Consider the following 14,339-nt stretch of genomic DNA (forward strand, 5'->3'; position numbering starts at 1 on the left):
CGGGCCCTCCTCGTCTCAGGAGCCGACGCGCGTCGGGTCAGCGGACCGACCGAGACCCCACGTCAGTGCGTCACGGGGTGGACGTGCCGTCGTCGTCCCCGCCACCGGTGGGCGGACCGCTCGAGATGACCAGGTCCACCTTGGTCCCCTCGTCGACCTCCGTGTTCGCGCCGGGGCTGGTCGAGATGACCCGCCCCTTGGGCACGTCCGCAGACTCCTTCTCGGTGACGTTCCCGGGGTTCAGCCCGTTGGCGTAGAGAGCCTCGATGGCCCTGTCCTTGGTCATGCCGACCAGGTCACCGGGCACCGTGGTCTTCTCCGGCCCCGTGGGCACGATGGCCTTGGCCACGACGAGGGTGACCTTCTGGCCCTGCTTGGTGGGACCCGGCTTGGGCGTCTGGTCGATGACGGTGCCCGCGGTCTCGACGCTCTCCTTGGTCGTGATGACGGAGGTCAGCCCCAGCTTGCCGAGCTCGGTGACGGCCTGGTCCTCGGTCATGCCGATCAGGTCCGGGACGCTCACGTTGCCGCTCGAGATGAAGATCTTGACCGTGGATCCCGCAGCGGCGCTCTCGCCACCGCCAGGATCCGTCCGGGTCACGAGACCCTTCTTGATGGTCCCGTTGTCCTCGGCCTCGACCGTCGGGTCGACCACGAGGTTCGCAGCGGTGATCTTGGAGTGCGCCTCCTCCTGCGTCAGACCCGTGACGTCGGGGACCAGCACGGTGTCCGGTCCGGCGGAGAAGAAGACCTCGACCTTGGTGCCCTCGGGGACCTCCGTGCCGCTCTCGGGGTCCGACTTGGTGAAGGTTCCCTCGGGTTCGGTCGACTCGGTGTCCCGCGCATACAGGTACACCAGGCCGACCTCCTCGAGCGCCTGCTTGGCCGACTCCTCGGTCGTCGAGGCGTCGAACTGAGGAACGGCGACGTCGACCGGGGCGTCGGGGCGTGAGTTGATCACGATCATGGTGATGATCGCGGCAAGAGCCAGGACACCCACCGCGATCAGGGCCCACATCAGGCCGCGCCTCTTGGCCGGCTCCTCCTCGGGTTCCTCGGCGGCCAGCCCGTTGCCGGGCTGCTGGCCCGGAGGGACCGCTGCCGGGGCGACGCCCGTGGTCTCCCACGGGTTGGGAGGCGTCGCGACGGCCGGGCTCATGACCTGGGTCGCGTTCTCGAGCGGCTGCTGGACCTGGGTCGCGGCGACCGCGGCCCCTGCCACGGCGCCGGCGGCCGCAGCTGCGGCCGCCCCGATGGCCGGGGCCGTGATGTGCCCGCCGCGGACCGCGTTCTCGAGGTCGTTGCGGAACTCGGCGGCACTGCTGTAGCGCGCGGTACGTTCCTTGGCGAGGGCCTTGAGCGTGATGCGGTCGAGGACCTCCGGCACGTCGGGGGCGAGGTCGCTCGGCTTGGCCGGCGCCTCCCGCACGTGCTGGTAGGCCACGGCGACGGGCGAGTCGCCGATGAACGGCGGACGCCCGGTGAGCAGCTCGAACAGCAGGCAGCCGGTCGAGTAGATGTCGCTGCGAGCGTCGACCGTCTCCCCGCGCGCCTGCTCGGGCGAGAGGTACTGGGCCGTGCCGATCACGGCGTGGGTCTGCGTCATGGTCGCCGCGGAGTCCGCGACAGCGCGCGCGATGCCGAAGTCCATGACCTTGACCGCCCCCGTGGGGGTGATCATGACGTTGGCCGGCTTGATGTCGCGGTGCACGATGCCCGCGTGGTGGGAGTACTCGAGCCCCGACAGCACACCGGCCGTGATCTCGATGGCCTCGTCGATGGGGACGGCCTGGCCGTCGCCGAGGATGTCGCGGACGGTGTGGCCCTCGACGTACTCCATGACGATGAACGGCACGTGCGCCGTGCCACCGCCGGGCTCGGTGTGGGTGTCCTCGCCCGTGTCGTAGACGGCGACGATGGCCGGGTGGTTCAGAGCGGCGGCGGCCTGTGCCTCGCGACGGAACCGCGCGAGGAACGACGGGTCGCGCGCGAGGTCGGAACGCAGGATCTTGATCGCCACGGTCCGTCCCAGGCGCGTGTCGTGGCCGATGTGCACCTCGGCCATGCCGCCGCGGCCGATGAGCTCACCGACCTCGTAGCGGCCGGCGAGTACCCGGGGAGCGTTGTCCACCACTTAGGAATCCTTCGAGGTTGTCGGAGCCGAGGACGCAGAGGCCTCCGGCGCAGTACTGAGCATCATCCCATCGCTGGACGTCGAGTCCTGGGACGCGTGCAACGATCTGGTCACGGTCACCGAGCCCGCGTCGTCCGTGCCGTCCCCGCCACCCCTGACGAGAGTCGCCACGAGGACCACGAGCAGCAGGATCAGCAGGGCCACGAGCGGCCACGACAAGCCCTTGGCGAACCCGCCGATCCGTTGGCCCGTCGTCGTCGAGGTGCGGCCGCCTGCCGGCTCCTGGGAGGCTCGGCGTCGCTCGGCGCGCGTCACCCCGCCCGGCTGAGCCTCCGCGGGAGCGGGAGCCGACGACCCCGCGGTGCGCGACGTCGTCGGGCCGGCGTCCGGGCGCCTCGGACGCGAGGCCGCCGCACCGTGCATCTCCCGGCGGGGCGGGTACGAGCGCGGGACCGCAGGGGCCTCCGGCCCGCCCGACGAGTCGGCGCGTTCCCAGGGGAGGGCGTGGCCGGTCTGCGGAGCCTCCGACGACGAACGGGGGGCGGGCGGCGGAGGCGGCGGGGGGACGGCTTGGTCGTCGTACGGGACGTCGTCGCGTGCGACCGACGCGGCCGATGCCGCGGAGGGGGCCGAGAGCGCCGAGTAGCCCGACGGCGCCGAGAGCGCCGAGTGCCCGGAGTACGCCGACCAGCCGGAGGTGGCCGGCCCTGCTCCCCCGGCCGCCGGGGCCGGGGGCACCGTGGGCAGCGGACGCGACCGGAGCTCGGCAGGGATCTCGATGGGTGTGGGCGAGCTCGGAGCCGTCGGAGCCCCGTGGCGCGCGGGCTGCGGCCGGCGCGAGCGCCTGCTCCCCGAGGCAGCGCCGGAACGGGCCGTGGCCCCCCACGGGTCGCGGGCGATGGTCTCGGCCAGGTCGTCGAGCGTCTGGGCCAGCGCGGACGCGGGCATGGGACGGGCCTTGGGGTCCTTCGCGAGCATCGCGTAGATGAGCGAGGCCAACGACGGGTGCACGTGCGCGGGCAGCGGCGGCACCTTCTCGTTGACGTGCGCGACCGCGATGTCGACCGGGGTCGTGCCGGTGAACGGCCTGTTCCCCACGACCGACTCGTAGGCCACGATCCCCAGCGCGTACACGTCCGACGCGCCGGTCGCGGCCTGGCCGATCGCCTGCTCGGGCGACAGGTACTGGGCCGTGCCCATGACCATGCCCGTCGCCGTCATGGGGACCTGGTTCGCCGCGAGAGACACCCCGAAGTCGGTGATCTTCACGATCCCGCGCGACTCGAGCAGGATGTTGCCCGGCTTCACGTCGCGGTGCACGACCCCCGCGAGGTGCGCGGCGTGCAGGGCCCGCGCCGTCTGCGCGAGGATCGGCAGTAGCTTGGCCGGCATGAGGACGGGCTCGCGCTCGAGCAGGTCCGCCATGGGCTCGCCCATGACGAGCTCCATGACGAGGAAGCCCGAGGCGTTCTGCTCGCCGTAGTCGTACATCTGCGCGATGTTCGGGTGCGAGAGGGCCGCGCTGTTCCGTGCTTCGGTGCGCAGGCGCTCGAGGAAGTCCTCGTTGCCCGCGTACTCCTCGCGCAGGACCTTGACGGCGACCTCACGGCCGAGGGCCTTGTCGTTGGCGACCCACACCTCGCCCATGCCGCCGATCGCGATGCGGCGGACCAGGCGGTAGCGGTCGCCGAGCCACAGCCCCTCGACCGGCCTCACTTGTTCAACACCGCCTCCATCACGGCCTTGGCGATCGGTGCGGCCACGGCGCCGCCCGTGGCCTCGTTGCCGCTGTCCCCACCGTTCTCCACGATGACCGCGACCGCGACCTGGGGGTTGTCGGCCGGGGCGAAGCCCGTGAACCAGGCGTGCGGGGCGGCACCCGACTGGTGCTCGGCCGTGCCCGTCTTGCCCGCGACCTGGACGCCGTCGATCTTCGCGGCCTTGCCCGAGCCGCCCTCGACCACGCTGATCATCATCGAGGTGAGCTGGGACGCGACGGTCGGTGAGACGGACGTGCGCAGGAGCGAGGGCTCGTTCTGCTGGACCACGTCGAGGTCCGCGCCGCGCACGGTCGCGACCGTGTAGGGCGTCATCTGCTTGCCGCCGTTGGCGATGGCTGCCGAGACCATGGCCATCTGGAGAGGCGTCACGCGGACGTCGCCCTGGCCGATCGAGGCGCGCGCGAGCTGACCCGCGTCGTCGGTGACCGCTGCGTCGGGGAAGTGGCTCGGCGTGACCGTCATGGGGATGCTGAGCTTCGAGTCGAACCCGAAGTCCTCGGCCTGGTCACGCATCGCGTCGCCCCCGAGCGTCACGCCCAGGTCCGCGAAGGCGGTGTTGCACGAGATGCGCATCGCGTCGGCCAGCGTCTGCTCCCCCGTCGGGGAGCAGCGCGCTCCGCCGAAGTTCTTCATGGTCTGGGTCGAGTTCGCGTACGGGTACTCGTCCGGTGCGGGGATCACGGTCTCGGGCGTGTACTGGCCGCTCTCGAGCGCGGCGGCCGCGGTCACGAGCTTGAACGTGGACCCCGGCGGGTAGGTGTTGCCGGAGATCGCGCGGTTCACGAGCGGGTCGTCGTCGGCGTTGATGAGCGAGGTGTAGGCCTCGCGCGCGGCCTTGGTGTCGTGGGTCGCGAGCAGGTTGGGGTCGTACGACGGCTTCGAGACGAGCGCGAGGATCTTGCCCGTCGAGGGCTCGATCGCCACGACTGCGCCCCGCTGGTCGCCCAGCGCGTCGTACGCGGCCTGCTGGGCCGCGGGGTCGATCGTGAGCTCGACCGACGCGCCCTGGGGCTTCTTGCCCGTGATGAGTCCCTGGAGACGGTCGATCCACAGCGTGCTGGCCTGGCCGTTGAGGAACTCGTTCTCGGTGCGCTCGATCTCCTTGGTCCCGTTGACGATCGAGAAGAACCCCGTGACGTGGCCGTACAGGGGTCCGTTCGTGTACGAGCGCTGGTAGCCGTACGGGTCGTCGATGGGGGTCGAGAGGGCCACCGACTCCCCCGCGACCACGATCGGGCCGCGGAAGTTCCCGTACTCCTTGTAGATCTGGCGGACGTTGCGGGAGTCGCTGTTGAGCGAGTCCGCCTGGACGAACTGGATGTAGGTGGTCGAGACCATGAGTGCCAGGAACATGACCAGCACGACGGTCGCCACTCGGCGCAGGGGGACGTTCACGGGGTCTTCCACTCGGTGTCTTCGATGATCTCGGTCGCCCCGGTGTCCGGGCCACCACCGACCTCGGGCAGGGCCGTGCGGACGACCTGCGTGGGCTGGTCGTCCGGGAACGCGCCGTAGGCAGCGGGCTCACGCTGCCCGACGGCGGGGCGCCCGTCCGCGAGGTCGGCGGCACCCTGGGCGCCGGCCTGGACCACGACGGGCTGGGGGCCGGTGTCCGGGCGCTCGGCAGCGCGGGACGGGGCGACCTGGCCGCGCACCGGCAGGGAGGACGGCCGGCGCGCGTTGTCGGAGATGCGCAGCAGGAGCCCGACCACGAGCCAGTTCGCGAGCAGGGACGAACCACCTTGCGCGACGAACGGCATGGTCAGACCCGTGAGGGGGATGATCCGGGTGATCCCGCCGATGACGACGAACAGCTGCCACGCCATGACGAACGCGAGGCCGCCCGCGAGGAGCTTGCCGAACCCGTCGCGGACGCCGATCGCGGTGCGCAGACCGCGCTCGACCAGGACGAGGTACATGACCAGGATCGCGAGCAGGCCCGTGAGCCCGAGCTCCTCGCCGAGCGAGGTGTAGATGAAGTCGGAGAACGAGTACGGCACCAGGCGGGGATAGCCCTCGCCCCAGCCCGTGCCGGTGAGCCCACCGTTGGCGAGACCGAACATGCCGCCCACGAGCTGGCCCGAGCCGCCCGGGTCACGGCCGTAGATCTCCGGGTCGAGGGGGTGCAGCCAGACGTCGACGCGGGCCTGCACGTGCGGGAAGGCCGAGGCTGCGACGACGGCGCCCACGGCGAACATGCTCAGACCGATCGCGACCCAGCTGAAGCGTTCGGTCGCGATGTACAGCATGGCCACGAAGAGGCCGAAGAACAGGAGCGAGGTCCCCAGGTCGCGCTCGAAGATCAGCACCGCCAGCGAGGCGGCCCAGACGATGACGAGCGGCCCCAGGTCCCGCAGGCGCGGGAGCTGGAGCCCGAGGACCTTGGGGCCGGCGAGCGCGAGCGTGTCCCGGTTGGTCACGAGATAGCCCGCGAAGAAGATCGCGAAGGCGATCTTGGCGAACTCCGCGGGCTGGAGCGACATGCCGGCGATGTTGACCCAGATGCGGGCGCCGTTGATGTTGCGCCCGATCACGGGGAGCAGAGGCAGCACGACGAGCACCAGGCCGACGATCATGGCCGTGTAGGAGTACTTCCGCAGCGTCCGGTGGTCCTTGAGGAGCCACACGACCACGCACGCCGCGATGACGCCGAGCGCCGTCCACATGAGCTGCTTGGACGCGAGGTCCTTGTCGCTGCCGACGAGCTTGCCGCCGATGTCGATGCGGTTGATCATCCCGAGGCCGATCCCGTTGAGGGCGATCGTGACCGGCAGGATGACCGGGTCGGCGTACGGGGCCTTGAGGCGCAGGACCACGTGCCCGACGACGGCGAGCGCGACGAGGCCCGCGCTGTAGACGTAGAAGTTGGTGGGCAGCTCGCCGAGCATCGACAGGCCGACGGAGGCGTAGGCGCCGATGCCGAGGGCGAGGGCGAGCACGAGCAGGCCCGCCTCGGCCCGCCGCGAGGGACGCACCTCGTGGGGCTCGACCGTCGCCATCAGGGGGCCGCCGGCGGGTCGGTCGTGGTCTCGGGGGGCACGGTGCCGTCGGCCGGGGCGGCAGGGTCCGTGGTCGTGTCGGCCGGGGGTGTGGTCGCTGCGGTGCCCGCGGGCTCCTGCGTGGAGGTGTCGGTCTCGGCCTGGGCGTCGGCGACGAGGCGCGCCGCGCGGTCACGGGCGTCGTCGAACGACGTGGCGCTGATGGTCTCGGTGAGCCGGTCGACGACGTAGGGCGGGAGGTCGTCGACCTTGTCCCCCGTGAGCTCGATCGGGGTCGAGAGCGTGAGGGGACCCGCGCTGGTGGGGATGCCCCGGAAGACCGCGACCTGGCCGTCGGACACGCCCACGTAGTACTGGTCCTGCGTCCACCGGTAGCCGTACAGGCCGCCCGCGCCGACGACAGCGAGGATCGCGATCGTCACGACGGGGGCGATCCAGCGGCGCGGGCGCTTGCCCGGGCGCACGTCGGAGTCGTCGCCCGTCGCGTCGGTACCGTCCTGGGAGGCGTGCGCGGCATCCTCGGCAGAGGCCTCCGGGGAGTCTCCGGCGGACGTCGCGGCGGCGACGAGCGTGGCCGCACGTGCCGCGGGGCCGTCCTGCGCAGAGGTGGGACGGTCGCGGTCGATCGCGGCCGAGCCGACGACGACCGGCACGGTGGAGGGACCCGCGCCGTCGGCCAGGGTGTCGAGGTCGACGACGTCGGCCACGACGACCGTCACGTTGTCCGTGCTGCCGGCCCGGAGCGCGAGCTGGAGGAGCTGGTCGGCGCACTCGTCGGTGTCCGCGACGGTGCTCAGGGTGTGCTCGAGCGTCTCGATGCTCACGAACCCCGACAGGCCGTCCGAGCAGAGCATCCAGCGGTCGCCGGGGCGCGCCTCGCGCACCGACATGTCCGGTGTGAGGTCGACGTCGAAGTCGCCGAGGACCCGCATCACGACGTTGCGCTGCGGGTGGTACTCGGCCTCCTCCGGCGTGATGCGGCCCGTGTCGACGAGGTGCTGGACGAACGTGTGGTCGGTCGTGACCTGGTTCAGGACGCCGTCGCGGAGCAGGTAGGCGCGGGAGTCGCCGAGGTGCGCCATCGCGAGGGCGTTGCCGCTGCGCAGGATCGCGGTGACCGTGGTGCCCATGCCGGCGAGCTCGGGGGTCAGCTCGCTGCGCTCGACCAGGTCGAGGCGCGCGCTGTCGATCGACGCCTCGAGGTGGGACAGGGCGTCGTCGGGCCCGTGCGACTCCCCGTCGAGAGGCGCGAGCGCCGCGATGGCGAGCGAGGACGCGACGTCGCCGCCCGCGTGCCCGCCCATGCCGTCCGCGACGACGAGGAGGTGCGGACCCGCGTACCCGGAGTCCTGGTTGTTCGACCGGACGAGGCCGACGTCGGAGACCGCGGCGTACCTGAGTGCGATGTTCATGGCGCGCTACCGCTGCAGCTCGACGATGCTCTGCCCCACCCGCACGCTCACTCCTGGGGCGAGGGGCTGGATCCCGGTGATGCGCTGCTCGTTGATGTAGGTGCCGTTCGTCGAGCCGAGGTCCTCCACGTACCAGGTGCCACCCTGGGGGAAGATCCGGGCGTGCCGGGACGACGAGTAGTCGTCGTCGAGGACAAGGGTGCAGCTCGGGGCGCGGCCCAGCAGGATCGAGGACGCGGAGAGCGGGACCGTGGTCCCGCGCAGCGGGCCCGCGGTCACGACGAGCCGGGAGGGCCCGGTCGGCGCCGGGGCCGCGGGGGCAGCCGGGGACGGGGCCGAGGGGGCCGACGCCGCCGCACCGCGCCCGGCGGTGGGCGCGGGACGGTGCCCGTCCTCTCGCGTCTTGCCCTTGCGTGCCGTGATCTTGGTGCCGTACAGGTCGCGTCGCAGCACGCCGATCGCGGCGAACACGAACACCCACAGCAGGACCAGGTAGCCCAGCCGCAGCAGGGTGAACGTCAGCTCGGTCATGCGGGGTGGATCACCATTCCTCGTTCTCGGGCGCACCCGTCCAGAACATGATGCGGGTCCGCCCGATGGTCAGGCTGTTCCCGTCGAGCAGGGTAGCGGCCGGGACCTGGTGGCCCTCGACGAAGAGTCCGTTCGTGGATCCGAGGTCCGTCGCGATGACCCCGTCCTGCGTCACCCGGATCTCGAGGTGACGGCGCGAGACCCCGGGGTCGTCGACGACGATGTCCGCCTCCGAACCGCGGCCGATCACGGTCACAGGACCGGTCAGCAGGTAGCGCTGGCCGTCGATGTCCACCAGAGGGTGGCGTGCGCTCGGGGCCGACGCCGTCGCCGGTGCGACGTTCCCCCGCACGCTCGCGGAGCGCAGCTGGAAACGGCCCGTGTCGAGCGAGTCGTTCTGCTCGAAGGACACGCTGACCGGGCCGACGAACGCGTAGTGCTGCGACGCCGCGTGCTCGGTGACGTTGGCCGCGAGCTCGTCGGCGAGCGACTCGGCCCCCCAGCCGCCGACCTGCGCGTAGTCGTCCGGTGACAGCTCGATGGTGAACTGGTTGGGCACCACGGTCCGGTCGCGGTCCACGACCGCGGCCCGGTCGTCGACCTCACGACGCAGAGCGCTCGCGAGCTCGACAGGCTTGACCTCGCTGCGTCCCACCTTGAAGGCGTTGTTGACGACGCGTTCGACACCCTTCTCGAAACGATCCAGGACTCCCATGCCACCTCCTCCCTCATCGACGTTCCCACGACCGGGGTACACGGTCCCCGGGCAGACTACCTAGATCGTAACGACCCGGGGCCTCGACGGGCCGGGAATCTCCCGGAATCGAGGGGGAGATCGCGGGGAGATCGGGTGACTCGGGCGTGAGGCGCTCCGCGGAGCGGCTACTGTTCTCTCTGGTGCACCACCGGGCTCTGGCCCGGTCGGGGCGCAGGTGGAAGAGCGCACGAGGACGGCCGTCCGACCGATGCACGGTTGGGTCCGCTCTCGTGATAATCTTCTGCGGCACGCGCGAGTGGCGGAATGGCAGACGCGCTAGCTTCAGGTGCTAGTGTCCGAAAGGGCGTGGGGGTTCAAGTCCCCCCTCGCGCACGTGATGTACGAAGGCCCCGGATCTCAGATCCGGGGCCTTTCGTCGTTCCCGGGGTCGGCTCGAGGTGCCGCTCGACGGGTCCACCGCGTGCGCTTCCCACGCTGTCGCTGGGCGAGCCCCGCGGTGCGCAGGTGCTCCACGACCTGGGGCGGCAGGTCCGCGAGCACGGTCGGTCGCATCGAGCCGACCGTGCGTGGCAGCAGGCTCACGGTGCCCGCGTCTCCCGCGACGGCGAACGTGGCGCTCGCGGGTCCGGGACGGTAGACGACGCTCCGGAGGGTGGCGAGCGGCTGCTCGTGCACGAACGCCCCGCCGTCGGTGATCGAGAGGTGCTGCGCGGTGATGCTGATCCGGTAGGGGCGAGATCGCGACCCGACGCTCAGTGCCACGGTCACCGACACGACGACGAGCGGGGCGACCAGCCACCAGGGCGCGCCGCGCCCGTCGACCGAGGTCATGAGGTTGTCCAGGTCGATCCCCAGTCCGGCCATCACGGCGAAGCTCGCCCCGGTCACGACGACGCCGAGTGCGAGGAGAAGGGTGACGAGGGTCGCGTGGCGCATCCGGAGCGCGGTCGTCTCGAGGGTCGCGAAGCCGTGGACGACGTGCCAGGCGCCCACCTCGACGTCCTGCCGCTCGGTGCGGGCTCGGCCTGGTCTCATCCGGGGAGTCTGCCAAAGCGAAGCTCCGCTCGGCGACCATACCTAGGTCTGCTAGGTTTGAACCCCTAGCAGACCTAGGCATAGGAGTGTCATGCACATCGACAAGGACCTTGTCGCGGCCTCGGCCACCCCGCTCGTCCTCGGCATCCTCGCGGACGGCGAGTCGTACGGCTACGCGATCGTCAAGCGCGTCAACGAGCTCTCGGACGGCCACATGCAGTGGACCGACGGGATGCTCTACCCCCTGCTCCACCGGCTCGAGCGCCTCGGGCACGTCGAGGCGTCGTGGGGCGTGTCCGACGTCGGGCGCCGGAGGAAGCACTACGCGATCACCCCCGCCGGGCGCGAGGCCCTCGCCGAGCGGCAGGCGCAGTGGAGCGTCGTCGCCGACGCGCTCCAGAAGGTGTGGAGCGACGCCCGCGACACACAGATCCCGCGGACCGTCGCCGAGGGGTGGGCCTGATGAGCACGCACCCCGAGCTCGAGGCGCAGATCGACCAGTGGCGCGGCTACGTCCAGCGCCGCCAGGCGATCTCGACGGCCGACGTCGACGAGATGGAGGACCACCTGCGCGAGCAGGTCGCCGACCTGACCGCGACCGGCCTCGACGACGACGAGGCGTTCCTCGTCGCGGTCAAGCGCATGGGCAACCTCGACGAGGTCTCGCGCGAGTTCGCCCGCGAGCACTCCGACCGCCTGTGGAAGCAGCTCGTCCTGGTCCCCGACGCGGCCGCGGTGGGCGGCGGCTCACCGCGCTGGCGCGAGCTCGCGGTCGTGCTCGCGCTCGCCGTCGGCGCGGGGATCGCGGTCAAGGTCGCCGCGGAGACCATCAGCGACGAGACGGTCCTGCTGCGCAACGTCAGCCTGCTCGTCTTCCCCTTCCTCGCCGGGTACTTCGCGTGGAAGCGCCGCCTCACGTGGGGCGTGGGCGCCATGCTCGCGATCCCGTTCGCGGTGCTCGCGGTCGTCCTCAACGTCTACCCCTTCGCGCCCGAGGGCTCGACCCTGCTGCTCGCGGCCCTGCACGCCCCGGTCGTCCTGTGGGCCCTCGTCGGGGTCGCGTACGTCGGCGGGCGCTGGCGCTCGGACAGCGGACGCATGGACTTCGCCCGCTTCACGGGCGAGCTCGCGATCTACTTCACGCTCCTCGCGCTGGGCGGCGGTGTGCTGCTCGGCCTCACGTTCGGGACGCTGAACCTCGTGGGGATCGACCCCGAGCCGTTCTTCGAGGGCTGGGTCCTGCCGTTCGCCGTCCCGGGCGCGCTCGTCGTCGCCGCATGGCTCGTCGAGGCCAAGCAGGACGTCGTCGAGAACATCGCCCCCGTCCTTACGCGCGTCTTCACCCCGCTGACCGTCGTCATGCTGGTCGTGCTCTTCGTGGTCCTCGCGACCGCCGGCTCGCTGCTCGACACGGACCGCGGCCTCCTCATCCTCATGGACGCGATCCTCGTCCTCGTGCTCTGCCTGCTCCTCTACTCGGTCTCGGCACGCGACCCGCTCAGCCCGCCGCACCTGTTCGACGGGCTGCTGCTCGTCCTGGTCGTCGCGGCGCTCGCGGTCGACGCCGTGGCGCTCACCGCGATGCTGACCCGCATCGCCGAGTTCGGGTTCAGCCCCAACAAGGTCGTGGCCCTGGGCCTCAACGTGCTGCTGCTCGTGCACCTCGTGGGCTCGGCCCTCCTGCTGACCGGGTTCCTGCGGGGGCGGCGCCCGTTCGCGGCCCTCGGCCGGTGGCAGACGCAGTTCCTGCCGGTGTACGCGGTGTGGGCCGCGGTCGTGGTCGTGGTCTTCCCGCCCGTGTTCGGGTTCGTCTGACCCGTCGCCGTCGCCGTCGCCGTCGCCGTCGCGGTCGCGGTCGTCTCGCCGTCGTCTCGGCGGCCAGGCGGCGGCCCGGCGGCTACGGCCCGCTACGGCCCGCCGTCGTAGTCTCGGAGGATGACCGACGACGCTCTGGTCGACTGGCTCCTCGACGCGGACCCCGCGCTGCGGTGGCGGGTCGAGCGCGACCTCGTCCGAGCCCCCGACGAGGTCTGGCAGCAGACACGGTCCCGCGTCGCGACCGAGGGCTTCGGTGCTCGTCTGCTCTCGCTGCAGGACCCGGACGGGCAGTGGGCGGGTGGTGCGTTCTTCCCCGCCGGCTTCGACATGGACGGCCCCGAAGCCCGGTCCGGCACCGGACAGCCGTGGACTGCGACGACCTGGTCGTTGAACGCGCTGCGCGAGTGGGGCCTGGACCCGGCGGTCCTGCGCGAGCGCCGGACCGTCGAGCTCCTGGCGCAGAACAGCCGCTGGGAGTACGACGACCTGCCCTACTGGGGCGGGGAGGTCGACTGCTGCATCAACGCGTGGACCCTGGCGAACGGCGCGTGGCTCGGTGCCGACGTCGCGCCCCTCCTCGACGCGATGCTCGCGGTGCGCATGGCCGACGGCGGCTGGAACTGCGAGTGGGTCGAGGGCTCGGTCCGGTCCTCGTTCCACTCGACCCTCAACGTCGTCAAGGGACTCCTGGCGCACCAGGCTGCGACAGGCGGTACCGACGAGACGCGCGAGGCGCGGCGCTCGGCCGAGGAGTACCTCCTGCGTCGGGACCTGTTCCGCCGCGAGTCGACCGGAGAGCCCGTCGCGCCCTGGGTGCGGTACTTCACCTACCCGTACCGCGCGTTCTACAGCGTGCTCAACGCGGCCGTCCACCTCCGCGAGGCGTCGCTGCTCGACGGCACGCCCCCGGACCCTCGCATGGCCGAGGCGATCGGGATGATCCGGGCAGCTCGGCAGGCAGACGGGACCTGGCTCCAGTCGCCGCGGCACCCGGGCACGGTGTGGTTCGAGGTCGACGCGCCGGCAGGTGAGGCCTCGAGGTGGCTGACCCTCGACGCGACCCTCGTGCTCGCCTGGTGGGACGGACGCTAGCGCCGCGCTCCGTCGTCGGGCTCGCCGTGCTCGCCGGGCAGCCGAGACGCCCGGCCGCTCGTCCCACGGACGGACTTCCTTCCTCTCCCCCGGTGTGTGACAGTGGGCCGGATGCTCCGGTGCACCCCCCGATCGCACCGCAGGACCCTGGAGGAACCATGACCGACGTGCACGTGCCCGTCGCCGCCGACCATGTCGTGACCGTCGACGACGAGGGGACCCGCACCGGGACCTTCGCGCGCAGCGCCGTCCACACCACCGAGACGCCGCTGCACCTCGCGTTCTCCTGCTACGTGGTCGACGGCGCCGGCCGCCTGCTGGTGACTCGTCGCGCGTTGTCCAAGCGCACGTGGCCCGGGGTGTGGACCAACTCGTTCTGCGGCCACCCGCGCTGGACCGAGACGACCGAGGAGTCGATCGTGCGCCACGCCGCGCACGAGCTGGGGCTCGAGATCACGGGGCTCGAGGTCGCCGTGCCTGGCTTCCGCTACCGGGCCGTGGACGCGTCGGGCGTCGTCGAGAACGAGATCTGCCCCGTGTACGTCGCGCGCGCCGCGAGCGACCTCACGGCCAACCCGGACGAGGTCGCCGAGCTCGCGTGGGCCGAGCCCGGCGCGCTGGGGCGCGCGGTCGACGCCACGCCGTGGGCGTTCAGCCCGTGGATGGTCCTGCAGGTCGCGGCGCTGCGCGACGCGGCGAGCGGGCCCGACGGCGACGTCTCCCCCCTGCTGGCGGAGGTCGCCTCGGCCCTGGGCTGAGGGGGCTGAGAGGGCCGGGCGCGTCGGGCGCCCGGCCCTCCGCCGGCCGGCGGCTCGACCG

At 71.9% G+C, this 14,339-nt stretch carries 12 protein-coding genes and 1 tRNA gene; 5 read left to right on the forward strand and 8 right to left on the reverse strand.

Annotated elements, in window-relative coordinates; genetic code table 11:
• Window positions 1-70 precede the first annotated feature (70 nt).
• The 7 genes from pknB to ACFWGN_RS02820 are packed head-to-tail and all read right to left on the reverse strand — an operon-like array spanning window position 71 to window position 9,572.
• Window positions 71-2,134: a Stk1 family PASTA domain-containing Ser/Thr kinase gene (gene pknB / locus ACFWGN_RS02790; RefSeq protein ID WP_377615576.1), complete on the reverse strand. Its 2,064-nt coding sequence runs from the start codon at window positions 2,132-2,134 to the stop codon at window positions 71-73.
• A complete protein-coding gene (locus ACFWGN_RS02795) occupies window positions 2,135-3,850 on the reverse strand; it encodes a protein kinase (RefSeq protein ID WP_377615577.1) in 1,716 nt (571 codons plus the stop codon). It lies immediately after the preceding gene.
• Complete coding sequence (locus tag ACFWGN_RS02800; protein WP_191801779.1) at window positions 3,847-5,310, reverse strand: penicillin-binding protein 2; 1,464 nt, start codon at window positions 5,308-5,310, stop codon at window positions 3,847-3,849. Before ACFWGN_RS02800 ends, ACFWGN_RS02795 begins: the two co-directional genes overlap by 4 nt.
• Window positions 5,307-6,914, reverse strand: a complete 1,608-nt coding sequence (locus ACFWGN_RS02805) for an FtsW/RodA/SpoVE family cell cycle protein (RefSeq protein WP_377615578.1) — start codon at window positions 6,912-6,914, stop codon at window positions 5,307-5,309. The genes ACFWGN_RS02800 and ACFWGN_RS02805 overlap by 4 nt, the downstream gene beginning before the upstream one ends.
• A complete protein-coding gene (locus ACFWGN_RS02810) occupies window positions 6,914-8,326 on the reverse strand; it encodes a PP2C family protein-serine/threonine phosphatase (protein ID WP_377615579.1) in 1,413 nt (470 codons plus the stop codon). The genes ACFWGN_RS02805 and ACFWGN_RS02810 overlap by 1 nt, the downstream gene beginning before the upstream one ends.
• Window positions 8,327-8,332: 6 nt before the next feature.
• Window positions 8,333-8,857 carry an FHA domain-containing protein gene (locus ACFWGN_RS02815; RefSeq protein WP_377615580.1) on the reverse strand — a complete coding sequence of 175 codons (525 nt, stop codon included), beginning with the start codon at window positions 8,855-8,857 and terminating at the stop codon, window positions 8,333-8,335.
• Between the two features lie 10 nt (window positions 8,858-8,867).
• Window positions 8,868-9,572 (reverse strand): FhaA domain-containing protein, encoded by a 705-nt coding sequence (locus ACFWGN_RS02820; RefSeq protein WP_377615581.1) that lies wholly within the window; start codon window positions 9,570-9,572, stop codon window positions 8,868-8,870.
• Between the two features lie 292 nt (window positions 9,573-9,864).
• Between ACFWGN_RS02820 and ACFWGN_RS02825 the strand changes: the two genes are divergently transcribed.
• Window positions 9,865-9,947: transfer RNA gene (locus ACFWGN_RS02825), tRNA-Leu, on the forward strand.
• A gap of 24 nt (window positions 9,948-9,971) precedes the next feature.
• On the opposite strand, the gene ACFWGN_RS02830 is transcribed toward ACFWGN_RS02825, so the two are convergent.
• Window positions 9,972-10,610: a hypothetical protein gene (locus tag ACFWGN_RS02830; protein WP_377615582.1), complete on the reverse strand. Its 639-nt coding sequence runs from the start codon at window positions 10,608-10,610 to the stop codon at window positions 9,972-9,974.
• 91 nt (window positions 10,611-10,701) lie between these two features.
• Between ACFWGN_RS02830 and ACFWGN_RS02835 the strand changes: the two genes are divergently transcribed.
• From ACFWGN_RS02835 to idi, 4 genes are all read left to right on the forward strand, one after another.
• Window positions 10,702-11,073 (forward strand): PadR family transcriptional regulator, encoded by a 372-nt coding sequence (locus ACFWGN_RS02835; RefSeq protein WP_377615583.1) that lies wholly within the window; start codon window positions 10,702-10,704, stop codon window positions 11,071-11,073.
• Entirely contained in the window at window positions 11,073-12,425 is a 1,353-nt protein-coding gene (locus ACFWGN_RS02840; protein WP_377615584.1) for a permease prefix domain 1-containing protein, read from the forward strand. The genes ACFWGN_RS02835 and ACFWGN_RS02840 overlap by 1 nt, the downstream gene beginning before the upstream one ends.
• 120 nt (window positions 12,426-12,545) lie before the next feature.
• On the forward strand, window positions 12,546-13,520 hold the full coding sequence (locus ACFWGN_RS02845; protein WP_377615585.1) for a squalene cyclase: 975 nt from the start codon (window positions 12,546-12,548) through the stop codon (window positions 13,518-13,520).
• Between the two features lie 158 nt (window positions 13,521-13,678).
• Complete coding sequence (gene idi, locus ACFWGN_RS02850) at window positions 13,679-14,278, forward strand: isopentenyl-diphosphate Delta-isomerase (RefSeq protein WP_377615586.1); 600 nt, start codon at window positions 13,679-13,681, stop codon at window positions 14,276-14,278.
• The last annotated feature ends 61 nt before the right edge of the window (window positions 14,279-14,339 follow it).

Source organism: Oerskovia sp. NPDC060338 (genome assembly GCF_042726295.1).
In the GTDB taxonomy this organism is placed as follows: Bacteria; Actinomycetota; Actinomycetes; order Actinomycetales; family Cellulomonadaceae; genus Oerskovia; species Oerskovia merdavium.